General features: G+C 67.8%; 24 protein-coding genes and 2 riboswitches. Of the genes, 19 read left to right on the top strand and 5 right to left on the bottom strand.

The features are described from left to right. Positions 1 to 73 precede the first annotated feature (73 nt). Together RBB16_RS12195 and RBB16_RS12200 are read left to right on the top strand one after the other, a co-directional pair. Positions 74 to 298 carry a hypothetical protein gene (locus RBB16_RS12195; RefSeq protein WP_306046430.1) on the top strand — a complete coding sequence of 75 codons (225 nt, stop codon included), beginning with the start codon at positions 74 to 76 and terminating at the stop codon, positions 296 to 298. 87 nt (positions 299 to 385) lie between these two features. Further along, positions 386 to 1,588 (top strand): UbiH/UbiF family hydroxylase, encoded by a 1,203-nt coding sequence (locus RBB16_RS12200; protein ID WP_306046455.1) that lies wholly within the window; start codon positions 386 to 388, stop codon positions 1,586 to 1,588. Between the two features lie 101 nt (positions 1,589 to 1,689). On the opposite strand, the gene RBB16_RS12205 is transcribed toward RBB16_RS12200, so the two are convergent. The 4 genes from RBB16_RS12205 to cobO form a co-directional block, all read right to left on the bottom strand. Further along, a complete protein-coding gene (locus tag RBB16_RS12205; RefSeq protein WP_306046431.1) occupies positions 1,690 to 3,138 on the bottom strand; it encodes a cobyric acid synthase in 1,449 nt (482 codons plus the stop codon). Then, positions 3,135 to 3,503, bottom strand: coding sequence for a Lin0512 family protein (locus RBB16_RS12210; protein WP_306046432.1), 369 nt, complete (start codon positions 3,501 to 3,503; stop codon positions 3,135 to 3,137). The genes RBB16_RS12205 and RBB16_RS12210 overlap by 4 nt, the downstream gene beginning before the upstream one ends. Further along, complete coding sequence (locus RBB16_RS12215) at positions 3,503 to 3,850, bottom strand: Lin0512 family protein (protein WP_306046433.1); 348 nt, start codon at positions 3,848 to 3,850, stop codon at positions 3,503 to 3,505. Before RBB16_RS12215 ends, RBB16_RS12210 begins: the two co-directional genes overlap by 1 nt. A 310-nt stretch (positions 3,851 to 4,160) precedes the next feature. Continuing rightward, positions 4,161 to 4,781: a cob(I)yrinic acid a,c-diamide adenosyltransferase gene (gene cobO / locus RBB16_RS12220; protein WP_306046434.1), complete on the bottom strand. Its 621-nt coding sequence runs from the start codon at positions 4,779 to 4,781 to the stop codon at positions 4,161 to 4,163. Positions 4,782 to 4,818: 37 nt separating this feature from the next. Continuing rightward, positions 4,819 to 5,044, top strand: a riboswitch (cobalamin riboswitch). Between the two features lie 84 nt (positions 5,045 to 5,128). Between cobO and RBB16_RS12225 the strand changes: the two genes are divergently transcribed. From RBB16_RS12225 to cobJ, 7 genes are read left to right on the top strand one after another with little or no spacing between them, the layout of a single operon-like run. Next, on the top strand, positions 5,129 to 5,515 hold the full coding sequence (locus tag RBB16_RS12225; RefSeq protein ID WP_306046435.1) for a DUF1636 domain-containing protein: 387 nt from the start codon (positions 5,129 to 5,131) through the stop codon (positions 5,513 to 5,515). A gap of 3 nt (positions 5,516 to 5,518) precedes the next feature. Further along, positions 5,519 to 6,553: a cobalamin biosynthesis protein CobW gene (cobW, locus tag RBB16_RS12230; RefSeq protein WP_306046436.1), complete on the top strand. Its 1,035-nt coding sequence runs from the start codon at positions 5,519 to 5,521 to the stop codon at positions 6,551 to 6,553. A 10-nt stretch (positions 6,554 to 6,563) separates the two neighbouring features. Beyond that, on the top strand, positions 6,564 to 9,815 hold the full coding sequence (gene cobN, locus RBB16_RS12235; RefSeq protein WP_306046437.1) for a cobaltochelatase subunit CobN: 3,252 nt from the start codon (positions 6,564 to 6,566) through the stop codon (positions 9,813 to 9,815). Then, the gene (gene cobG, locus RBB16_RS12240) at positions 9,812 to 10,951 is read left to right on the top strand and encodes a precorrin-3B synthase (protein WP_306046438.1); all 1,140 of its coding nucleotides are present in this window, start codon (positions 9,812 to 9,814) and stop codon (positions 10,949 to 10,951) included. The genes cobN and cobG overlap by 4 nt, the downstream gene beginning before the upstream one ends. Continuing rightward, a complete protein-coding gene (locus tag RBB16_RS12245) occupies positions 10,952 to 11,581 on the top strand; it encodes a precorrin-8X methylmutase (RefSeq protein WP_306046439.1) in 630 nt (209 codons plus the stop codon). Between the two features lie 5 nt (positions 11,582 to 11,586). Then, on the top strand, positions 11,587 to 12,303 hold the full coding sequence (gene cobI / locus RBB16_RS12250) for a precorrin-2 C(20)-methyltransferase (protein ID WP_306046440.1): 717 nt from the start codon (positions 11,587 to 11,589) through the stop codon (positions 12,301 to 12,303). Further along, positions 12,300 to 13,037: a precorrin-3B C(17)-methyltransferase gene (gene cobJ, locus RBB16_RS12255; RefSeq protein WP_306046441.1), complete on the top strand. Its 738-nt coding sequence runs from the start codon at positions 12,300 to 12,302 to the stop codon at positions 13,035 to 13,037. The genes cobI and cobJ overlap by 4 nt, the downstream gene beginning before the upstream one ends. Here the strand turns inward: cobJ and RBB16_RS12260 are convergent. Then, a complete protein-coding gene (locus RBB16_RS12260) occupies positions 13,013 to 13,762 on the bottom strand; it encodes a cobalt-precorrin-6A reductase (RefSeq protein WP_306046442.1) in 750 nt (249 codons plus the stop codon). The genes cobJ and RBB16_RS12260 overlap by 25 nt on opposite strands. Between RBB16_RS12260 and cbiE the strand changes: the two genes are divergently transcribed. The 10 genes from cbiE (at position 13,761) to RBB16_RS12310 (ending at position 23,303) form a co-directional block, all read left to right on the top strand. After that, complete coding sequence (gene cbiE / locus RBB16_RS12265; RefSeq protein ID WP_306046443.1) at positions 13,761 to 14,948, top strand: precorrin-6y C5,15-methyltransferase (decarboxylating) subunit CbiE; 1,188 nt, start codon at positions 13,761 to 13,763, stop codon at positions 14,946 to 14,948. The genes RBB16_RS12260 and cbiE overlap by 2 nt on opposite strands. Then, a complete protein-coding gene (locus RBB16_RS12270) occupies positions 14,945 to 15,313 on the top strand; it encodes a cobalamin biosynthesis protein (protein ID WP_306046444.1) in 369 nt (122 codons plus the stop codon). The genes cbiE and RBB16_RS12270 overlap by 4 nt, the downstream gene beginning before the upstream one ends. Continuing rightward, entirely contained in the window at positions 15,310 to 16,095 is a 786-nt protein-coding gene (gene cobM / locus RBB16_RS12275) for a precorrin-4 C(11)-methyltransferase (RefSeq protein WP_306046445.1), read from the top strand. Before RBB16_RS12270 ends, cobM begins: the two co-directional genes overlap by 4 nt. Continuing rightward, entirely contained in the window at positions 16,095 to 17,402 is a 1,308-nt protein-coding gene (locus tag RBB16_RS12280; RefSeq protein WP_306046446.1) for a cobyrinate a,c-diamide synthase, read from the top strand. The genes cobM and RBB16_RS12280 overlap by 1 nt, the downstream gene beginning before the upstream one ends. A gap of 1 nt (position 17,403) precedes the next feature. Continuing rightward, on the top strand, positions 17,404 to 18,129 hold the full coding sequence (gene cobA / locus RBB16_RS12285; RefSeq protein ID WP_306046447.1) for a uroporphyrinogen-III C-methyltransferase: 726 nt from the start codon (positions 17,404 to 17,406) through the stop codon (positions 18,127 to 18,129). Between the two features lie 18 nt (positions 18,130 to 18,147). Continuing rightward, positions 18,148 to 18,368: riboswitch (cobalamin riboswitch) on the top strand. 78 nt (positions 18,369 to 18,446) lie between these two features. After that, positions 18,447 to 19,124 carry an energy-coupling factor ABC transporter permease gene (locus tag RBB16_RS12290; RefSeq protein ID WP_306046448.1) on the top strand — a complete coding sequence of 226 codons (678 nt, stop codon included), beginning with the start codon at positions 18,447 to 18,449 and terminating at the stop codon, positions 19,122 to 19,124. A gap of 71 nt (positions 19,125 to 19,195) precedes the next feature. Further along, complete coding sequence (cobF, locus tag RBB16_RS12295) at positions 19,196 to 19,957, top strand: precorrin-6A synthase (deacetylating) (RefSeq protein WP_306046449.1); 762 nt, start codon at positions 19,196 to 19,198, stop codon at positions 19,955 to 19,957. Between the two features lie 205 nt (positions 19,958 to 20,162). Next, a complete protein-coding gene (locus RBB16_RS12300) occupies positions 20,163 to 21,155 on the top strand; it encodes a D-cysteine desulfhydrase (protein WP_306046450.1) in 993 nt (330 codons plus the stop codon). A 3-nt stretch (positions 21,156 to 21,158) separates the two neighbouring features. Beyond that, positions 21,159 to 21,836, top strand: a complete 678-nt coding sequence (locus RBB16_RS12305) for an amino acid racemase (protein ID WP_306046451.1) — start codon at positions 21,159 to 21,161, stop codon at positions 21,834 to 21,836. Positions 21,837 to 21,932: 96 nt separating this feature from the next. Further along, positions 21,933 to 23,303: an MmgE/PrpD family protein gene (locus RBB16_RS12310; RefSeq protein ID WP_306046452.1), complete on the top strand. Its 1,371-nt coding sequence runs from the start codon at positions 21,933 to 21,935 to the stop codon at positions 23,301 to 23,303. The last annotated feature ends 27 nt before the right edge of the window (positions 23,304 to 23,330 follow it).

Here is a 23,330-nt window from a genome sequence, read left to right on the forward strand (position 1 = left end):
GCACTGCGTCATTCTGCCGATGGTCCGTTCACCTGTCCTGCCTATCTCAAAGGGCACGAACAGGAGATTTCGAATGGCTTTCATCCCCTTTACCAGCCCTGCGAAGGGCGTCTATCCGCATGTCCGGACGCTGCTGCGGGCTCTGGACAGCTCCACAACCATGCTTTGGGCCATTGCGCTTCTGGCCGTTGCATGGATCGCGGGCACCATCGTCTTCGGCTATGCCGGGCTGATCATCGGGGCGCTGACGGCGGTCGTGCTCGGTTTCTACCTGCTGATCCGCATCACGCTCGGCTGACGCGCCCTTCTGCCGCTTGGACCTTGCCCCGTTTCAGGCGTATCAGACGGACATCATGCCGCTGAAGGAGATCCTCCCATGCCCAAGATGATCGAAACCGATGTGCTGGTCTCCGGCGGCGGCGTCGCGGGGCTGACGGCGGCTGCGGCCTTCGGGTCGGCGGGGTTTTCGGTGATCTGCGTCGACCCTACCCCGCCGGTCACCGACATGCAGTCCGAAGGATCGGACCTGCGGACCACGGCCTTCCTGCAACCCTCGCGCGATTTCCTGATCCGCGCGGGGCTCTGGGACCGGTTGGAGCCCCATGCCAGCGCGCTGCAGATCATGCGGATCGTGGACGCGGGCGGCACAGAGCCGGAGCCGCGCAGCAGCCATGATTTCAACGCCGCCGATATCTCGGACCTGCCGTTTGGCTGGAACCTGCCCAACTGGCTGCTGCGGCGCGAAATGGTGGCCCGGCTGGCCGAGATGCCCAATGTCGATTTCCGCCCCGGCACCGGCACGGCGGGCGTGCTGACCCGCGAGCGCGAGGCGCTGGTGACGCTCTCGGACGGCGCTCGCATCCGCACCCGGCTGGTCATTGCCGCCGATGGCCGCAACTCACCGGTGCGCGAGGCTGTGGGCATCCCCGTGAAAACCACCCGCTACGGCCAGAAGGCGCTGGCCTTCGCGGTCACCCATGACGTGCCGCACGGAAACGTATCAACCGAGATCCACCGCTCCGGCGGCCCCTTCACGCTGGTGCCGTTGCCCGATCACGAGGGCCGCCCCAGTTCCGCCGTGGTCTGGATGGAACGCGGCCCCGAAGCGGCGCGGCTGGCCGCCTTGCCCACCCCCGATTTCGAGGCCGAGATGACCGCCCGCTCCGCCGGTCTCTGGGGACCGCTCACGCTGATCACACGGCGCACGGTCTGGCCGATCATCTCTCAGGTGGCCGAGCGGATGGAGGCCGAGCGCGTGGCGCTGGTGGCGGAAGCGGCCCATGTGGTGCCACCCATTGGCGCACAGGGGCTGAACATGAGCCTCGGCGACATGCGGGCGCTGCTGGACCTGGCCGAAGCCAACCCCGAGGATCTGGGGTCGCGCAGGATGCTTGCCGCCTATCACAAGGCCCGCCACGGCGAGGTGCGTGCCCGCGTGGCCGGAATCGACGCGCTGAACCGGGCCTCCATGGTCTCGATCCAGGGGTTGCGCGACATGCGGATGCGGGCACTTCGGGCGTTTTACTCGGTCAAGCCCGTGCGGACCAGTTTGATGCGCGCCGGGCTTGGAACCGGGCGCGCGGGCTAGGGCGCTTTCGTCCTGCGTCAAACGGGGCGGGCGCACCGGGCTTCTGTCTGCACGCGGGGTGCAAGGGGCGTGTACGCAGGGCACCGGGCCGAAATCGCCCCTCAGCGCGCCAGGGCCAGCAGCCCCTCCACATCAAGATGCCGCTCCATATGGGCGGCCAGCGCATCCAGGGTCTGTTCCACCACCTGCCCGTAGGATTGCGTTCCGGCCCGCACCCCGAACCCGTCCAGGAAGGCGCGCCGGAACCCGTCTTCCGCAAACATCCCGTGCAGGTAGCTGCCCTGCACCCGCCCATCCGCAGACCCCGCACCCTCTGGCAGTCCGGCAACCCGCGCGAAGCCCCGTGCCCGGTCCGGCCCATCCGTGCGCCCGATATGAATCTCGTAGCCTCGCATCATTGCGCCCGTAGCCTCGTGCACGGCCTCGACACGGGTCAGGCTCTTGTCCCCGGTCATGACGGTGTCCACCTCCAGCAGCCCGAGGCCATCGGTCGATCCGGCGCTGCCCTCGATCCCTTCCGGGTCGTGAACCATGCGGCCAAGCATCTGATATCCGCCGCAAATCCCAAGAATATGCCCGCCGCGCCGCCAATGGGCCAGCAGGTCGATATCCCATCCCTGCGCCCGCAGATATGCCAGATCCCCGCGCGTGGATTTGCTGCCGGGGATGATCACAAGGTCGGTCTCTGCCGGGATCACCTCGCCGGCCCGCACCATGGTCAGCGACACGCCCGGCTCCTGCGCCAGCGGGTCGAGATCGTCGAAATTTGCAATCCGGCTGAGCGCCAGGCAGGCGATCTTCAACCCCTCGCCGAAGCCCCCACGGGGCAGGTCCAACGCGTCCTCGGCCGGGAGTTTGGACGCCTCGGGGAAGAACGGCAACACCCCGAAGCCACGCCACCCGGTGCGCTGCTCGATCATCCGGTAGCCATCGTCGAAAAGGCTAACATCGCCCCGGAACTTGTTGATCAGAAAGCCCTTTATCAGCGCCTCATCGCCCGGATCCAGCACTGCCTGGGTGCCCACCATCTGGGCAATCACGCCCCCCCGGTCAATATCGCCCGCCAGCACCACCGGCACGCCCGCCGCCACGGCGAAGCCCATATTGGCAATGTCGCCCGCGCGCAGGTTCACCTCCGCCGGGCTGCCAGCCCCTTCCACGATCACCAGATCATGGTGCGATTTCAGACGGTTGAAACTCTCCAGCACCGGCGCCATCAGCTGCGGCTTCAGGCCCGCATAGTCCCGCGCCTTCACCGTGGTCAGCCGCTTGCCCTGCACCACCACCTGCGCGCCCACATCGGTTTCGGGCTTCAGCAGCACCGGGTTCATGTCCACCACGGGCTCCAGCCCCGAGGCCAGAGCCTGAAGCGCCTGCGCCCGCCCGATCTCGCCCCCGTCCACGGTTACGGCGGCGTTGTTGGACATGTTCTGCGGCTTGAACGGCGCGACCGATAGCCCGCGCAGACGCGCCGCCCGGCACAGACCCGCGACAAGCAGCGACTTGCCCACGTTGGACCCCGCCCCCTGGATCATCAGCGCCTTGGTCATACGCGCGCCCCGCGCGCGGCCATGATAGCAGGGTCCAAGAACGCCTCGACCGCCGCGCTGGCAATCACCGTCACCGCACCGCTGTCCGGGTTGGTCACGTCGAGCCCGCCATGCACCGCCCTGACCTCGACCCGTCCACGCGGCAGCCCGGCGGTCAGCGCCGCGCAATCCACCTGATCGGGGGCCTGCACGCCCACGGTGACCTGGACGCGCATCTGCGCATGGTCCATCCCGAGCGCTTCGAACATGGGGATCGAGCTGTGCCGGATCGCATCCTCGATGGCCCGCGCGGCGGCCTTTGTGTAGTCCTGCCCATGCAGGTCATTGCCCATCCCCATCTCGATGATGAACCGCTGCTCTGCCATCACGCGCCCTCCATCTCGAAGGACACCGACAGCGCCGCCACTGCGATCACCGTGGGAGCCTTGCCATCCGCGCGCGGCACGTCGAGCCCGCCCCGCACGGCCGTCACATTGACGCGCCCATAGGGAAACACGGCCGCCACAGTATCAACATCCACCTTGTCAGGCGCAGCCACTCCGATCTCCACGTCGATCAGCATTTCGGACTTGTCCCGCCCGAACAGCTCCGCGAGATTGATCGAGTTGTGCCAAAGCGCATCGCGGACCGCGCGGATCGCAGCCTCTGTATAATCCTGCCGACGCAGGCTTGTGCCCTGACCGAATTCCGTCAGCATCCTGATTTTACCCATGGCTGTCTTCCCTTTGCTCCCCTCCTCCAGCACCTGCGCCCGCGGACAGGGCAGGAGCCTCCGGCGGAGGTATTTCAGCCAAGATGAAATCGGAAGGGAAATGCTGTCGGCGCCGCGCCCAGTGCTGCCGAGGCAGGTTAGACGCGGCGCTTTCACCTTGGGCGGTCATCGGGACCTCTCCCTGTACCGCACGCCCATCATGGCACGTTAACCTTAACAAACCCTTGCTTTCATCTTGGCGAAAATACCTCGGGGGGTCCGGGGGGCAGCGCCCCCCGGCGGATCGACGCCGAAGGCGGCGAAACCGCTCTCAGAACTCGACTCCCTTCTGGCCCTTTATCCCCGACCGGAACGGGTGCTTGACCAGGGTCATCTCGGTCACCAGATCGGCGATCTCGATCAGCTCCTCCTTGGCATTGCGCCCGGTCAGCACCACATGGGTCATCGGCGGCTTTTCCTCGCTCAGGAACCGCACGACCTCGGCGACATCCAGATAATCATAGCGCAGGGCGATATTGATCTCGTCCAGAAGCACCATCTTGATTTCCGGGTCCCGGATCAGCTCCTTGGCTTTTTCCCAACCTTTCGCGGCCATGGCGATGTCGCGGCTCTTGTCCTGGGTTTCCCAGGTAAAGCCCTCGCCCATGGCATGGAACTGGCAAAGGTCAGAGAAATTCCCCTCCAGGATACGCCGTTCGCCCGTGTCCCAGGCCCCCTTGATGAACTGCACCACGGCGCAGGGCATCTCATGGGCGATACAGCGCAGAATCATCCCGAAACCGGAGGAGGATTTCCCCTTGCCCGGCCCGGTATGGACGATGATCAGCCCCTTCTCGCCTTCCTTGGTGGCCATGATCTTGTCGCGCGCGGCCTTCTTCTTGGCCATCTTCTGGGCGTGGCGGTCTTCATCCGAGAGCGGCGTATCGGCCATTTCTTCATCCTTCGCTTGACATCGGTGCGGCTCATGCCGCAGGTGCGGGTCTGCTGGTTCCTGTTCCTAGAACAGGCGAAGAGGGAATGCGACAGGCTTTGCGACCTTGCACGGTTCATCGCCGAAGCGCAGCCGCCCCCGCGACCGTGACCGGAGAAGGCCCTGGAACCACTGGCACAGCCCGGGAAGGACCAGACGCCGCCGGGGCAGACCTGCCCCGATATCCGCAAGCCGGGAGACCTGCCAGCAACAGGAGTAACGGGCGAACGGGGTGTGTCGCGCCGGCCATGATGGGCAAACGCGCCCCGGCTGGTCATCCCTTTTCGCAGAATCAAGAGAGGCCGCGCATGGGCGAGGTGACAGTCACGGTCTGCACGACCTGCCGCAAAACGGTGGATGGCGAACGGGTGCACGAGGAACCGCGCCCGGGCTTTCGCCTGCACGCGGCGCTGCAAGCTGCCGACCTGCCCGAAGGCGTGCGCCTGCGCGGCAATGAATGCCTGTCCGCCTGTTCCAATGGCTGTTCGCTGGCCCTCACCGGCGGGCCAGACCGCTGGACCTATATCTATGGCCGCCTCGATCCCGAGGATCACCTCGACCAGATCCTCGCCGGTATCCGCGCCTATGCCGCCACGACCGACGGGCTTGTTCCCTGGCGCGAGCGGCCCGAGGTGTTCCGCAAACAATCCATCGCCCGCATCCCCCCGCTTTCGGCCCCAGACCCCAAGGACTGATCCATGCAATCGCTCTCCAAGATCCCCGTCACCGTCATCACCGGCTTTCTCGGCGCGGGGAAGACCACGCTCATTCGCCACCTGATGACCAATAACCAGGGCAAGCGGCTGGCTGTTCTGGTCAATGAATTCGGCACAGCCGGCGTCGATGGCGACATCCTCAAGACCTGCGCGGACGAGAATTGCCCTGCGGAAAACATCGTGGAACTGGCCAATGGCTGCATCTGCTGCACCGTGGCGGATGATTTCATCCCGACGATCGAGGCGCTGATGGCGCTGCCGGACACGCCCGATCATATCCTGATCGAGACCAGCGGGCTGGCCCTGCCCAAGCCGCTGCTCAAGGCCTTCGACTGGCCCGCGATCCGCTCGCGCATCACCGTCGATGGCGTGATTGCGCTGGCCGATGCCGAGGCCGTGGCGGCGGGTCGATTTGCCAGCGATGTGGACGCCGTGCAGGCGCAGCGCGAGGCCGATGACAGCCTCGACCACGACACGCCGCTTGGCGAGGTTTTCGAGGATCAGATTTCCTGCGCCGATATCGTGCTGCTCTCCAAGGCCGATCTGGCGGGCGAGGACGGTCTTGCCAGGGCCCGCGCGGTTGTCGAAGCCGAAATGCCCCGCCCCGTTTCGATCCTGCCAATGACCGAGGGCGTCATCGACCCGCGCGTCGTTCTGGGGCTGGAAGCGGCCGCCGAGGACGATCTCGATGCGCGTCCCAGCCACCATGACGGCGCGGATGACCACGAACATGACGATTTTGACAGCGTGGTGATCGAGCTGGACGAGGTAGAAGACGTGAAAGCGCTGGAAGCTGCCGTGCTGCGGCTGGCGCGGGAACAGAACGCGCTGCGCGTGAAAGGGTATATCGCCGTGAAAGGCAAACCGATGCGACTACTGGTTCAGGCCGTGGGCGAGCGCCTGCGCACCCAGTTCGACCGTCCCTGGGGCGACCTGCCCCGCCGGTCGCAGCTTGTCGTGATCGGCGAGCATGATCACGTCGACCCCGCCGCCATCCGCGCGGTGCTGGAGGGGTAAGGCCGGGCCGATGCATGTCGTCTTCCGCGAAAGTCACGGGTTGGAGGAAACCGACACCCCGCAAGATCTGGGGCAAAGCCCCGCCGATCTGGTGGTGCTGTCCTTTTCCGATTCCGACCTCGGGGCCTTCGCGGCGGGCTATGGCAGGGCCAAGGCGCATGGGTTTGAACCCTCGGTTCGCCTCGCCAATCTCGTCGCCCTGAAACATCCGCTTTCGGTCGACACATACGCCGAACAGACGCTGATCGGCACGCGCGCGGTTCTGGTCAAGCTCATTGGCGGCGAAAGCTACTGGCCCTATGGGCTGGCGACGCTTCGCGAACTGGCCGACCGCACCGGCATGGCGCTGGCGGTCCTGCCCGCCGATGGCCGCCCTGATCCGCGTCTGGATGAAATATCAACCCTTCCCGTCTCGACCCTGCGCCGCTTGCAACACCTGTGCGACGCGGGCGGGGCCGTGGCCGCCCATGCGGCGCTCGCGCAACTGGCGCTGGCGGGCGGGCTTTATGCGGGGCCGGTGGTGGGCGAAAAGACCGTGCCGGATTTCGGCTTCTACCGCCCCGGCGACGGCGTGCTGCGGTCTTTCGAACCCTCGGGCAAACCGCTCGTCCCCGTCACCTTCTACCGCTCCTACCTGACCGCCGCCGATACTGACCCGGTGGACGCCACGATCGCGGCGCTAGAGGCCAAAGGGTTCGAGGCCGTGGGTATCTTCGCCTCCAGCCTCAAGCAACCCGCCGCCGCGGACTGGCTGCGCACCGAACTGACCCGACTAACCCCCGCCGCCATCGTCAACGCCACCGCCTTTTCGGCGCAGGGGGCAGACGGCAAGCCCTCTCCACTCTCTGACCCCGGCTGCCCGGTCTTTCAGGTGGCCCTCTCGACCGCGCGCAAGAAGGACTGGGCCGAGGCCGACCGGGGCCTGTCGCCCGCCGACCTCGCCATGCATGTGGTATTGCCGGAGGTGGACGGGCGCATCTTTGCGGGCGTCGCCAGCTTCAAGCAGCCGGGCCGCAAGGACCCGGACCTCGAATACTCCCGTTTCGCGCACCGCGCCGACGAAGGCCGCATCGCGCAGGTGGTCGATCGCGTCGCCGCGTGGCACCGCCTCGCCACCCTGCCCGCCGCCGACAAACGGCTGGCAATCGTGCTCTCCACCTATCCGGGCCGCGACTGGAACCTTGCTCACGCGGTCGGTTTGGACCCGCTGGCCTCGGTCGAGGGGCTGCTGGAGGGGCTGACCGCGCAGGGCCACGACCTCGGCCAGGCCCCCGACCTGGGCAAGCGGCTGCTGGTCGAACGCATCGGCTGGCCGTTGGCCGACTACCGCGCGGCCTTGGAAACGCTGCCCGCCGCCCTGCGCGACGACCTTTTCGCCGCATGGGGAGACCCGGAAACCGACCCCGCCACCGAAGGCGACCAGATCACCTTCGCCGCGATCCGGGCGGGCAAGGCGCTCATCGCGCTGCAACCCGAACGGGGCGAGGTCAAAACCCGCGACGACGATTACCACGACCTTTCCCGCACCCCGCGCCACGGCTATGTCGCCTTCTACCTCTGGCTGCGGGCGCAAACCGACGCGCTGATCCATGTGGGCGCGCATGGCACGCTGGAATGGCTGCCGGGCAAGGCGGTGGCACTCTCGCAGGACTGCTGGCCCGAGGCGCTGCTCGGCCCCCTGCCCGTCATCTATCCCTTCATCGTGAACGACCCCGGCGAGGCCGCGCAAGCCAAGCGCCGGGTGGGCGCCGTCACCATCGGCCACATGCCGCCCCCGATGGCACAGACGACGCTGCCCGAGGGCATGGGGCGGCTGGAACATCTGCTCGATGAATACTCCACCGCCGACGGGCTCGACCCGGCCCGCCGCGACCGGCTGATCGCCGATATTCGCGCCGAGGCGCAGGGCACGGGGGTCGAGGCCGATCTGGGCATCCCGGAAGACGCGAGCGCCGCCGAGGCGATCACCCGCATCGACCGCTTCGTCTGCGACATCAAGGAAAGCCAGTATGGCGACGGGCTGCACATCTTCGGCACCGGCACCTGCGGGGCGGAGGAGCGCGCCGGGCTGCTGGCCGCGCTTGAGGGTCGCCTCGTCGCCCCCGGCCCCTCCGGGTCGCCCCATCGGGGCCGGTCCGATGTGATGCCCACGGGGCGCAACCTCTTCACCACCGATCCGCGCGCCGTGCCCTCCCGCGCCGCCCATGCGCAAGGCGTGAAGCTGGCCGAGGAACTCTTGCGCAAGCACCTGCAGGACCACGGTGATTGGCCGCGCGGGCTGGTCGTGGACCTGTGGGGATCGGCCACGATGCGCACGGCGGGCGAGGAATTCGCCATGGCGCTGCACCTCGCGGGGCTTGCGCCGAAATGGGACGAGGGCAGCGAACGCGTGTCGGGCTTCGAGGTGATCCCGCTGGCGCTGCTTGGCCGCCCCCGGATCGACGTGACCCTGCGCGTCTCGGGCCTCTTCCGCGATGTCTTCCCCGGCCTTGCCCAGATGTTCGAGGCGGCGGCGGGCGCGCTTGCAGACCGCGAGGAAGCGGCAGAAGACAACCCCTATCTCGCCCGCACCCCGCGCGTCTTCGGACCGCGCCCTGGCAGCTACGGGGTGGGGATGACGGCGCATCTGGACGACTATTCCGACGAGGCCCGCAGCGCGGCGGGCGAGGCGTGGCTGGCAGCCTCCTCCTACGCCATCGACGCGCAAGGCACCTCCTCCGAGGCGCGCGATGCGCTGGAAACCCGCGTGAAATCCGCCGACAGTTTCGTGCATTTGCAGGATCTGCCGGAAACCGATTTGCTGATGGCCTCGGACTATGCCGCGCATGAGGCGGGCTTTGCCGCCGCCGTGGCCCGGCTTGGCGGCGATGCGCCCGCGCTTTACCACATGGACGCGACACAGCCCGACCGCCCCCGCGCCCGCGACCTGACCGAGGAAATCGCCCGCGTCACCCGCGCCCGCGCCGCCAACCCCGACTGGGCGGATGGGATGATGCGGCACGGGTTCCGGGGCGCGGCAGAGATCGCGGCGACGCTCGACCACCTTGCCGCCTTCGCGCATCTAGCCGCCGCCGTGCCGCCGCATCTCTTTGACCTCTACCACGACGCCACGCTTGGCCGCGACGATCTGGTCGCCTTCATGGAGCGCGAGAACCCCGAGGCCCTCGCCGCCATGCGCGCCCGCTTTCAGGCGCTGCACGATGCGGGGCTTTGGGTGACACGCCGCAACTCCATCGCCGCCAGTCTGGAGGCCGCACAATGAGCGCCCCGGTGGTCCACGGCTGGTGCCCCGGTGCGCTGCGTCCGATGATGTCGGGCGACGGGCTGGTTGTCCGCGTGCGTGCACCGCTTGGGCGGCTGACGCTGGATCAGGCGGCAGGTGTGGCGCGGCTGGCGGCAGAGCACGGGAACGGGCTCATTGACATGTCCGCCCGCGCCAATGTGCAGATCCGGGGCGTCACGCCCGAGGCACACCCGGCCCTGATCGACGGGCTGACGGCGCTTGGCCTCATCGACCGGGACGTGGCGGCGGAAACCCGGCGCAACCTGGTGGTTCAGCCGTTCTGGTCCGAGGGTGACCTGACGCATCGCATCGCCCGCGCGCTGACCGAGGCGCTGGCACAGCCTGACGCCCCCGACCTGCCGGGCAAGTTCGGCTTTGCCGTCGACTGCGGAGCGCTGCCGATCCTGCGCGAGACCTCCGCCGACATCCGCATCGAACGCGGCGAGAACGGCCTTGTCCTGCGCCCCGATGGCAGCGGCTTTGCAGCGCCCGTGACCGAAGCCACCGCCGCCGAGGCCGCGCTCGACCTCGCCCACTGGTTCCTCGCCACCGGCGGCGCACCCAAGGGCCGGGGTCGCATGGCGCGGCATCAGGCGGCTGGCGCGGTCCTGCCCGGCCAGTTCCACGAAACGCCAGCGGTGGCAGGCGCAACGCCTCCGGCCCCGGGTGCCACATCAGCGGGCCAACTCGTGGCATTGGAGTTCGGGCAGATCACCGCAGACAGCCTCGCCGCGCTGGCGGAGCTTGCGCCGATCCGCGTCACCCCGTGGCGGATGCTGCTGCTGGAAGGCATGACCGAGGCCCCCGCTCTGCCCGGCCTGATCCACGACGCCCATGACCCGCGCTTGGCGATCGACGTCTGCACCGGTGCGCCGGGGTGTCCGCAAGCCCTGTCACCCACGCGCGACCTTGCCCGCACCCTCGCCCCGCATCTGCCCGCAGGCCAGCGCCTGCATATCTCCGGCTGCGCCAAGGGTTGCGCCCATCCCGGCCCTGCGGCGATCACCCTGACCGCGACCGGCCCTGAGCGCTTCGACCTTATCCGCAACGGCCGCGCCGACGCCACGCCCGAGGCCACTGGCCTTGCCCCCGACCAGATCAAGAAGGCCCTGTGAATGCCCCACATCTACGAGACCAACGGCGCCGCCATTTACGAGGAAAGCTTCCGCACCATCCGAGCGGAGGCCGAGCTCGACCGCTTCGACAAGGATGAAGAACCCGTGGTCGTGCGCATGATCCATGCAGCGGGCCTCGTAGGGCTGGAAAAGGACGTGCGGTTTTCGCCCGGAATGGCGACCATCGCCCGGCAGGCGCTGAAAGACGGCGCGCCGATCCTGTGTGACGCCTATATGGTCAGCGAGGGCATCACCCGCCCGCGCCTGCCCGCAAATAATGAAGTGATCTGCACCCTGCGCGACCCGCGCGTGCCGGAGATGGCCAAGGAGATGGCCAACACCCGCTCTGCTGCCGCGCTGGAACTGTGGCGCCCGCATCTTGAGGGCGCGCTCGTGGCGATCGGCAACGCCCCCACAGCGCTTTTCCACCTTCTCAACATGCTCGAAGACCCCGCCTGCCCACGCCCTGCCGCCATCATCGGCTGCCCCGTGGGCTTCGTCGGCGCGCGTGAGTCGAAGGATGCGCTGATGCAGGACCTGCCGGTGCCGTCGATGATCGTGCAGGGTCGCCTTGGCGGGTCCGCCATTACCGTGGCGGCGGTCAACGCGCTCGCCAGTTTCAAGGAGTAAGCGACATGGGCAAGGTCATCTGCACCGGGCTCGGCCCCGGCGACCCCGATCTGATGAGCGTGCGCTCCGACCGGCTGATCCGGGGGGCGCGTCACCTCGCCTATTTCCGCAAGGCAGGCCGCAAGGGGCAGGCGCGGCAGATTGTCGAGGGGATGCTGCGCGAGGATGTGACCGAACACGCGATGGAATACCCGGTCACGACCGAGATTTCCTTCAAGGACCCGGAATATAATCGCATCCTGTCCGAGTTCTACGACGGCTGGACCGACCGGCTGGAGGCGCTCGCCGCGAGTGATGACGTTATCGTTCTGTGCGAGGGCGACCCGTTCTTCTACGGCTCGTTCATGCATCTGCATTCCCGCCTGCAAGGTCGGGTCGAGGTGGAAATCGTGCCCGGTATCACCGGCATGTCCGGCTGCTGGACGGCGACCGACCTGCCGATCACCTGGGGCGATGACGTGCTGACCGTGGCGATGGCGACGCTGCCTGAAGAGGAACTGGTGCGTCGCCTGAAAGACACCGACGCCGCCGTGGTCATGAAGATCGGGCGTAACCTGCCGAAGCTGAAACGCGCATTGGAAGCCGCCGGGCGGCTCGATGACGCATGGCTGGTGGAACGCGGCACGATGCCGAAACAGACGGTGCAGAAGCTGACCGATTTCGCGGGTGAGACGCCGTATTTCGCCATCTGCCTCCTGCACGGGCAAGGCCGCCGGCCATGAGCGGGTGGGTCGTCGTCGCGGGGCTCGGGCCGGGGCGCGAGAGCCTCATCGTGCCGGAAGTGGCCGAGGTGCTGGCCGAGGCGACCGATGTTGTGGGCTACATTCCTTATGTCCGCCGCGTGACCCCGCGCCCCGGCCTGACGCTGCATGAAAGCGACAATCGGGTAGAGCTTGACCGCGCCACGCATGCGCTTGAGATGGCGGCAGAGGGCAAACGCGTGGTCGTCGTCTCCTCCGGCGATCCCGGCGTCTTTGCCATGGCCTCTGCCGTATTCGAGGCGCTGGAGAACGGCCCGGCAGAGTGGCTTTCCCTCGACATCCGCGTGCTGCCCGGCATCACCGCGATGCTCGCCGCCGCTGCACGTATCGGCGCGCCCCTGGGGCATGATTTCGCGGCGATCAACCTTTCCGACAACCTCAAGCCGTGGGAGTTGATCGAAAAGCGGTTGCGTCTTGCTGGCGAGGCCGGGTTTGCCATGGCCTTCTACAACCCGCGCTCCAAATCGCGGCCCCACCAGTTCGCCCGCGCGCTGGAGATCCTGTGCGAGGCCTGCGGGCCAGACACGCTGATTTCCTTCGCCCGCGCGGTCAGCACGCCCGAGGAAGCGATCACCACCGTCACACTGGCCGAGGCCACGCCCGAGATGGCCGACATGCGCACCATGGTGATCGTCGGCAACCGCGATACGCGGCGGGTGGGAAACTACGTCTACACCCCGAGATCGGCGCTGTGATCCAGCCACTCCATAACCGCGCTGGCACTGGTCAGGATGCGGCGGGGCGGCACGTGGGGCCGATTGATCAGGATCACCGGCAGGCCCAGTTCGCGAGCAGCATCAAGCTTGGCGCGCGCCCCCGCCCCGCCGCCGTTCTTGGCGACGATATGGGTGATGCGATGACGTTCCATCAGTGCGCGGTCGCCCGCCACATCGAAAGGGCCGCGCGCGATGACGGCCTCGGCATCCGGCAGGGGCAGCGGGTCTTTCGGCGGATCGACAAGGCGCAGCAGGTAGAAATTCGCGGGCTTCCCGGCGAAGTCGGCCACATGCTGCTTGCCGATGGCCAGAAACACCCGCGCGCCGCTGTCAGGCAGGGCCGCGACCGCGCTTTCCATATCCACGACATGGGTCCAGCGGTCGCCTTCGGCCGCGCGCCAGCCCGAGCGTTCCAGCCCGACCAGCGGCACACCGGCCTCGGCGCAGGCGTGGACGGCATTCGTGCTCATCTGCGCGGCAAAGGGATGCGTGGCATCGACCGCATGTGTGATCCCCTCGGCCTTCAGATAGTCCACCAGTCCCGCCACACCGCCAAAGCCACCGACCCGCGTGGGCAGGGGCTGCGCCATCGGCTTGTCGGTCCGGCCCGCGTAGGAGAAAATGGCGTCCATCCCCGCCTCGGCCAGAAGGCGGGCGAGCATGGTGGCCTCGGTCGTGCCGCCAAGCAGGAGGATGCGTGTCATGGCTGAGCCCTGGCTCTCTCTCATCGGTCTGGGCGAAGATGGCCTGAACGGGTTGCCGCCCGCAAGCCGTGACGCGCTCGATGCGGCGGAATTCGTCTTTGGCGGGCCGCGGCATCTGGAATTGGCCGGAGTGGCTGAGCGTGGCCGCGAATGGCCCGTGCCCTTCTCCGTCGACCCGGTGTTGGCCCTGCGCGGCCGCAAGGTGGCGGTCTTGGCCTCGGGCGATCCCTTCTGGCACGGCGCGGGCGGGTCATTGTCGCGCCACCTTGCGCCCGACGAATGGCGCGCCTACCCCGCGCCGTCCTGCTTTTCACTCGCCGCTTCCCGGCTCGGCTGGAAGCTGGAAGAGACGATCTGCCTCGGCCTCCACGCCGCGCCCTTCGAGCGCCTGACCCCGGTCTTGCACGACGGCGCCCGCGTGCTCTGCACCCTGCGCGATGGCGATGCGGCGGCGGAATTGGCGGATTGGCTGACTGCACAGGGCTATGGCGCGTCGCGGCTGACGATCTGCGAGGCGCTTGGCGGCCCGCGTGAACGCCTGCGCAGCTGCCCCGCCGATGGCTTCGATCTTGGCGAAGTCACGGCCCCGGTCCTCGCCGCCATCGACGCCAAAGGCGCGCCCGGCCTGCCGCGCGCCTCGGGCCTGCCGGACGATCTTTTCCAAAGCGACGGCCAGATCACCAAGCGCCCGGTGCGCGCCCTGACGCTTTCGGCCCTTGCGCCCCGCCCCGGCCAGCACCTGTGGGATCTTGGCGCAGGCTCCGGCTCCATCTCGGTCGAGTTCTGCCTTGCCGCCCCCGGCGCGACCGCAACCGCGCTGGAAACCCGCGCCGACCGGGCCGACAACATCCGCTTGAATGCCCGCAAGTTCGGGCTGGATCACCGGATCACCACCGTGGAGGGCCGCGCGCCCGAGGCGCTGGCCGACCTGCCCGACCCCAATACCGTTTTCGTCGGTGGCGGCGCGACGGAAGAGATGCTGACCGCCCTGTGGGACCGGATGCCGAAAGGTACGCGGCTGGTCATGAACGCCGTCACGCTGGAAACCGAGGCGCTGCTCATTCGCTGGCACGGGGCCTATGGCGGCCACCTTTTGCGCGCGGAACTGGCCGAGGCCGGGCCGCTTGGCTCCATGCGCGGCTGGACGCGCGCGCGGCCCGTGATGCAATGGGTGGTGACGCGATGATCTGGGCCGGTATCGGATTGCGCGCCGAGGCGGGCGCAGCGGCTTTCGCGGATGCAATGGCGCGCGCAGGTCGCCGCCCGGATGCGCTGGCCTGCCTCGATATCAAGGCCACGCCCGCCCTGACAGCTTGGGCCGAGGCCGAGGGCCTGCCCCTCACCCACCTGACCGAACAGGACATCGCGGGTGAACCAACGCTCACCTGCTCCCCCCGCATCAAGGCGCGTTTCGCCACCGGCTCCGTCGCGGAAGCCTTGGCTCTGGCGTCGGCCCGCAAAGGCGGCTACAGGGCGCGTCTGATCGCCCCCCGCGTGCATAGCGCTTGCGGCATGGCCACCATGGCGCTGGCAGAAAGGACTGACACATGACCGTTCACTTCATCGGCGCAGGCCCCGGCGCGGCAGACCTGATCACCCTTCGCGGGCGCGACCTCATCGCGTCCTGCCCCGTCTGCCTTTATGCCGGGTCGCTGGTGCCGGAGGAGTTGCTGTCCCACTGCCCCGAAGGCGCGCGGATCGTGAACACCGCGCCGCTCTCGCTTGATGAGATCATCGCGGAAATCAAGGCAGCCCACGCGGCAGGCCATGACGTGGCGCGGCTGCATTCCGGGGATCTGTCGGTCTGGTCCGCCATGGGCGAACAGCTGCGCCGGTTGCGGGCTGAAGGCATCCCTTATGACGTGACCCCCGGCGTGCCCTCCTTCGCCGCCGCCGCCGCCGCTTTGGGCGCGGAACTGACCCTGCCCGGCGTTGCGCAATCGCTGGTGCTGACCCGCACCTCCGGCCGCGCGTCGGCCATGCCCGAGGGCGAGACGCTTGAAAACTTCGCCGCGACCGGCGCGACGCTGGCCATTCACCTGTCGGTCCATGTGCTGGAGGATGTGGTGACGCGCCTCACCCCCGCCTATGGCCCCGACTGCCCCGTTGCCGTGATCTGGCGCGCCACATGGCCCGATCAGCGGATCGTCAAGGCGACGCTCGCCACGGTCGAGGAAGCCACTGGGGGTGAACGCGGGCGCACGGCGCTGATCCTCGTGGGGCCTGCTTTGGGCGCGGAAGATTTCGACGAAAGCTGCCTTTACGCGGGCGATTACGACCGCCGCTTCCGCCCCGTGGGCACCGATCCGCGCTTTCCGGAAACCGTGGACTGATGCCGCGCGGTCTGATCATCTCCGCCCCCGCCTCGGGCACCGGCAAGACCACGCTGACGCTTGGGCTGCTGGCCGCCCTGCGGGCGCGGGGCCTGACCGTGCAACCGTTCAAGAGCGGCCCGGACTATATCGACCCCGGTTTCCATTCCGCGGCGGCAGGACGGGCGTCGGTGAACCTCGACACCTGGGCCATGGGCGAGGACATGATCGGCGGGCTGATTGGCGTTGCGGACGGGGCTGACCTGATCGTCGCGGAAGGGTCCATGGGGCTCTTTGACGGGGTGGTCAGCGATGGCGAATGCGGCAATGGGGCCAGCGCGCATCTGGCGGCGCTGACCGGCTGGCCGGTGGTGCTGGTGCTGGACACATCCGGTCAGGCACAGTCGGCTGCGGCGGTGGCCAAGGGCTTTGCCCTGATGCGGCGCGACGTGCGGATCGCGGGCGTGGTGCTCAATCGCGTGGCCTCCCCCCGGCACGAGGCGATGCTGCGCGCAGGGATGGCGGAGGTGGGGATAGACGTGCTCGGCGCCCTGCCCCGCCAGAAAGAGATCGAGATGCCCTCGCGCCATCTGGGCCTTGTACAAGCGGGCGAACAGGCAGAGATGCCGCGCATTCTGGACGCGGCCGCGCGCTTCGTGGCGGAGAACGTGGATCTGGACCGGGTGCTGGAGGTCGCAGGTGCGACGGTGCTGACCGGTGACACCGCCGCGATCACGCCCCCCGGTCAGCGCATCGCATTGGCCCGCGACGGGGCGTTTTCCTTCGTCTACCCGCATCAGCTGGATGGCTGGCGTCGGGCGGGCGCAGAGATCCTGCCCTTTTCGCCGCTCAACGATGAAGCCCCCGACGACAGCGCCGATATCTGCTGGCTGCCCGGCGGCTACCCGGAGCTGCACGCGGGCGAACTGGCTGCCGCCACAAGGTTCCGCACCGGCCTGAAAACCTTTGCCGAAACCCGCCCCGTCCATGGCGAGTGCGGCGGCTACATGGCCATGGGAACGGCGCTGATCGACAAGGAGGGCACCCGGCACGAGATGGCGGGGCTGCTTGGCCTTGTGACCTCCTATGAAAAGCGCAAGATGCATCTGGGCTATCGGCTGGCGACGCTGCAAACTGCCATGCCCGGCCATGTGGCGGGCGCGCGTCTGCGGGGGCACGAGTTCCACTACTCCACCATCCTCGACCAGCCCGACGCCCCCTTGGCCGAGGTGGTCGATGCAGGCGGCGCGGCGGTGCCCGAGACCGGATCGCGCCGGGGCCATGCGACCGGCACCTTCTTTCACCTGATCGCGGAGGCCACGCGGTAGCATGACCGGTTTCGTCAGTTTCGTCTCCTCCGGCCCGGGCGACCCCGAGCTTCTGACGCTCAAGGCGGTCGACCGGCTTGGCCGCGCCGATGCGGTGCTGTTCGACGATCTCAGCTCCGGCCCGATCCTCGCCCATGCCCGCGAGGGTGCGGACCTCATTGGCGTGGGCAAGCGGGCGGGCCGCCCCTCGCCCAAGCAGGATCACGTGAGCCGCCTGCTGGTGGATTACGCCAAGATCGACCAGAGGGTGGTGCGTCTGAAATCCGGCGATTCCGGCATCTTCGGACGGCTGGAGGAAGAGATCACCGCGCTGCGCGCCGAGGGCATCCCCTATGAGATCATCCCCGGCGTCACCTCGGCCTCCGCTGCCGCTGCCGCCGCCGGTATTCCGCTGACCCGCCGCCTGACTGCCCGCCGGGTACAGTTCGTCACCGGCCATGATGTGACCGGGGCCTTGCCCGAGGGGCTCGATCTGAAGGCCCTGGCCGATCCCGGCGCGACCACTGTCGTCTATATGGGCAAGCGCACCTTCGCGGGGCTGGTGAACCGGCTGGTGGATCTGGGCCTGCCCGCCGACACGCCCGCGCTCTATGCCGAATCCGTCTCGACCGAGAACCAGCGGCTCCACCGCTCCAGCGTGGCAGAACTGGCGCGCGAGTTGTCGCAATCAGACAGCCGCATGCCGGGCCTCATCCTCTACGGTCCCTTGGCAGAGGGCGACGCTTGACAGGCGACGACCTGCCATGAAACATGAAACGATCACGGTTTTCGAAGGCCCGAACGCGCCGGAGAAATGAAAAGGGAACACGGTGCGGTGTAGCCATCAGGCGCCAAATCCGTGACTGCCCCCGCAACTGTAAGCGGCGAGCGTGCCCGGAACACGCCACTGGCCCCGAGGGGCCGGGAAGGCCCGGGGGAAGCGACGACCCGCAAGTCAGGAGACCTGCCGTGACCTGCGCCCGTCCGCGGGCACCGTTCCAGCCGCCGGGACTTTCCCGGTATAGATATAGACGCCGTCGGGGAGACGGCAAGGAGACGAGAAACATGCATATCGAACCCGGGATCGTCCATGGCGCCAAAATGGCGCTGGCCTATGCCACCGCCGCCGGCGGTGCCACCTATGCCGCCAAGATGGCGCTCGACACCATCCGCGAAAGCGGTGCCGCGTCGCTGGTCGCGCGGTCGGGCCTGGCCACCATCGGCACCTTCGTGTTCTTCGAACTGCTGCCCCATTTCCCCGTGGGCGTGTCGGAAGTGCACTTCATCCTCGGCTCCACCCTGCTGCTGATGCTGGGTGCCGCGCCCGCCGCGATCGGCCTGGCGCTTGGCCTGCTCATCCAGGGGATGTTCTTCGCACCGACCGATCTGCCGATGTATTTCGTGAACCTCACCACGCTGCTGGTGCCGCTCTTCGCGATCTCGGCGCTGGCCAAGCGCCTGATCGCGCCCGGCACCCGCTATGTCGATCTCAGCTACGTGCAGGCCCTGAAACTCTCCACCGCCTACCAGGGTGGCGTGGTCGCCTGGGTGGCGTTCTGGGTCTTCTACGGTCAGGGCGTGGGCGCGGACAGCATGGCCTCGGTTCTGGCCTTCGGCGGCGCTTACATGATGGTCGTGCTGATCGAGCCGCTGGTGGACCTCGCCGTTCTGGCCGGTGCCAAGTCGCTGCGCGGCCTGAAAGGCTCCGGCCTGATCAACCCGCGCGTCTACGACGCTGCCTGATCCAGACGGACATTGATCCACGTTTCACGGCCCCCGATTGCGGGGCCGTGTTTCTTTGAAGGACCCCACCCATGATCGCGCTCGACCTGATCGGCATCGGCACCGGCAACCCGCGTCACCTGACCCTGCAGGCGATTGATGCGATCAATGCCGCCGACCTGATCCTGATCCCCACCAAGGGGGCAGAGAAGGATGACCTTGCGGGCCTGCGCCGCCAGATCTGCGCCGATGTGCTGACCGACCCGGCGACGAAAGTGGTGGAATTCGCCCTGCCCGTGCGCGACCCCGCGATTGCCGACTACCGCGCCCGCGTGGACGCCTGGCACGATGCGATCGCCGCGATCTGGGTTGAGACGATCCGCACCCATCTGGGTGGCGGCACCCGAGTGGCCTTCCTCGTCTGGGGCGACCCCTCGCTCTACGATTCCACGCTCAGGATCGCGGAGCGGGTCGCACGTCTGCTGCCGCTTAAGACCCGCGTGATCCCCGGCATCACCTCGATCCAGGCGCTGACGGCGGCCCATGCCATTCCTTTGAACGAGATCAATGGCCCCGTTGTCGTCACCACAGGCCGCCAGATCCGCGACAACGGGTTTCCAGCCGGGGCCGATACGGCGGTGGTGATGCTGGATGGCGAGCTGAGCTTTCGCACCCTGGACGCCGAGGGGCTGCAAATCTGGTGGACGGGCTATGCCGGAATGGACAACGAGATTTCCCTGTCCGGCGCGGTTTCCGAAGTTACCGACAAAATCGTCAAGACCCGCGCAGAGGCCCGCGCCGCGCATGGCTGGATCATGGATATCTACCTGTTGCGCCGCAGCACTCCGGCCTGAGCGACGCGCGGGGAACGGCCTTGCAAGGCCGTTGAAAGGCCTTTGCAAAGGCCTTCCCCCGCGCAAGTTAAGAGCTCTGGAAACCGATCTTAAGTTGCGCGAAACCTGATGGAAATAAACCCCTTACGCGCATCAGAACGCTCTGGACGCCGCGACAGGGACAGCGCTACGCTCCGCGCCGAACGCCTAGCCCGGAGCCACGCCCATGCATCTCGCCCGTTTCCCCCGCCTGCACCTCGCGCACCTGCCCACCCCTCTGGAACCGATGGAGCGCCTGTCGAAGGAACTGGGTTGCGAGATCTGGATCAAGCGCGACGACTGTACGGGGATGTCGACCGGCGGCAACAAGACCCGCAAGCTGGAATTCCTGATGGCCGAAGCGGTCGAGATGGGCGCTGACATGGTGATGACCCAAGGGGCCACGCAGACGAACCACGGACGTCAGACCGCCGCCTTCGCCGCGAAACTGGGGATGGACTGCCATATCCTGCTGGAAGACCGCACCGGCTACAACAACGACAATTACAACGGCAACGGCAACGTGCTGCTGGACCATCTGCACGGCGCGACGACCGAGAAATTTCCCGGCGGCACCGACATGCCCGCAGAGATGGAGAAGGCCGCCGAGGCAGAACGCGCCAAGGGCAAGACCGTCTACGTGATCCCCGGCGGCGGCTCGAACCCCACGGGCGCGCTTGGCTACGTCAACTGCGCCTTCGAGCTGGTGGGTCAGGCCAATGACCGTGGCCTCGTGATCGACCGGGTGGTCCATGCGACGGGATCGTCGGGCACGCAGGCCGGGCTGGTTACCGGCATGAAGGCGATCAATTCCGGTATCCCCGTTCTCGGCATCGGCACCCGCGCGCCGCAGCCCAAGCAAGAGCAGATGGTCTACGACCTCGCCTGCAAGACAGCCGAGAAACTGGGCTGCCCCGGCATCGTGGCCCGCGAGGATGTAATGGCCAATACCGACTACGTGGGCGAAGGCTACGGGTTGCCCACGGACAGCGGGCTGGAAGCGATCCGGATGTTCGCGGAACTGGAGGGCATCCTTCTCGACCCGGTCTATTCCGGCAAGGGCGCGGCGGGGCTGATCGACCTTGCCCGCAAGGGCGCATTCGAAGGCCAGCGCATCGTCTTCCTGCATACCGGCGGGGCGGTCGGCCTCTTCGGCTACGACTTCGCCTTCCGGGGCTGAGCCATGCGGCGGATCGGCATCCTTGGCGGGATGGGGCCGGAGGCCACGATCCTGATGCAGCAGCGGCTGCTTCAGGCGGTCCCGGCCGAGGATGATTCCGATCACATCCCGCTGCTCATCGACATGAACCCGCAGGTGCCCTCGCGCATCGCGCATCTGATCGAGGGCACCGGCGGCGATCCGGCCCCGGTGCTGGCAGAGATGGCCCGGCGGCTTGAAACCGGCGGGGCCGAGGCGCTCGCCATGCCCTGCAACACCGCCCATTCCTACGCCGCCAGCATCACTGCCGCCGTCAAAATCCCGCTTCTGAACATGGTCACGCTCTCGGCGGAGCGGGCGGGGCCGGGCCGGGTCGGCATCCTCGCCTCCCCCGCCACGCGGATCACCGGCGTTTTCGACACAGCGCTGGCAAGGGTCGGCGCGACCCCGGTCTGGCTGACAGACGACGCGCCCCTTCTGCATGCGATCCGCATCATCAAGGCCAATGGCGCAACGGTCGAGGCGCGCAACATCCTGCGCGCGGCGTCGGAAGACTTGCTCGCCATGGGCGCGGAAACGCAGCTTGTGGGCTGTTCTGAATTCTCGCTGATCGCAGAGGCCGCAAGCGCCGAGGCGCAGGTGATCGACACGCTCGACGTGCTGGTCGAGGCGGTCGTCGGCTTCGCCACGGCGAAGGACTGAAACCGACCAAACGGGGCCCTTCCGCGTCGCCGCCCGGCAACCGGCGCCGTCCGTCCCGCCGCTACCCTGTGCTCGTGCACAACAGGAACGCGCCCCATGTCCATCGCCATCCCGACCCCCTCCGACGCCTTCACCCGGCTTGCCGATTTCGCCCTGCGCGGGCGGCCCGACGCCATCCCGCAAAGCACGCTGGAGCGCGCCGCGCTCCTCCTGCTCGACACGCTTGGCATCTGCGCCGCCGCCGCCCCGATACAGGCGGGCCAGATCGCCCGCGCTACCACGCTGGCGCTCTACGGCACGTCGGACCCGGCCATGTCGGCGCCGATGCTGTTCGACGGGCGTCCCGCAAGCCTCGCCGGGGCGGCCTTCGCGGCGGCCACGCAGCTTGACAATCTCGATGGCCATGACGGCTACAACCCCACCAAGGGGCATATCGGCGTGGCGGTGGTGCCTGCGCTGTCGGTTCTGGCGCAGCACCTGCCGGGGCTGACGGGCCGCGAGGCACTGGCCGCCCTCGTCACCGGCTACGAAGTGGCGGGACGGGCGGGCGTGGCGCTGCATGCCAGCGCCTGCGACTATCACACCTCGGGCGCGTGGAATGCCCTTGGCGTCGTGGCGCTGGCCGCCCGGCTGCGCGACCTGTCGGACGGGCAGCTGCGCCACGCGCTCGGCATCGCGGAATATCACGGCCCCCGCAGCCAGATGATGCGCGAGATCGCCAACCCCACGATGCTGCATGACGGATCGGGGATGGGCGCGCTGGTGGGGCTGTCGTCGGTCATCATGGCCGAGAAGGGCTTTACCGGTGCACCGGCCATCACGCTGGAGGCGCCCGATGTGGCGTCCCATTGGGCCGATCTGGGGCACGCATGGATCACCGAGGATCAATACGTGAAACCCTACCCGATCTGCCGGTGGGCCCATGCCCCCATTGACGGCGCGAAACTGCTGCGCGCGCGCCACGGGATCGACCACGAAAAGATCGCCCGCATCACCATCCGCAGCTTCGCGGAATCCATTGCGCTTTATCCCGGCATGCCCGACCACTCGGCCCGCGCGCAATACGCGTTGGCCTTCCCGGTCGCATGGATGCTGGTCGAGGGCCATATCGGGCTCGACCAGATTTCCGGCGAGGGTCTGTCTGACCCCCGCGTCGCGCGGCTGGTGGCCCTGACCGAGGGCGTGGTCGAGGAACGGCACCAGGCGAAGTTCCCGGCGCGGGGACGGTGGGCCGATATCGAGATCGAGATGCAGGATGGATCGGTCTACGCCTCGGGCGATCTCAACGCCTCGGGCGGGCCGGATGCGCCTTTTGATGCGCAAACGATCCGTGAGAAATACATGGCCTTCGCCGGTCCGGTCCTGGGTCAGACCCGCGCCGAGGCGATCCGCGAGGCGGTGCTGTCCCTGACCGCGCCTGACGCCCGCTTTGCCTCGGTCAATGAACTGATCACCCCGGCACTATAGCTTGGAACGGCCGACGGGGCCGCAGGC

This window comes from Nioella sp. MMSF_3534, from assembly GCF_030732985.1.
GTDB lineage: Bacteria > Pseudomonadota > Alphaproteobacteria > Rhodobacterales > Rhodobacteraceae > Nioella.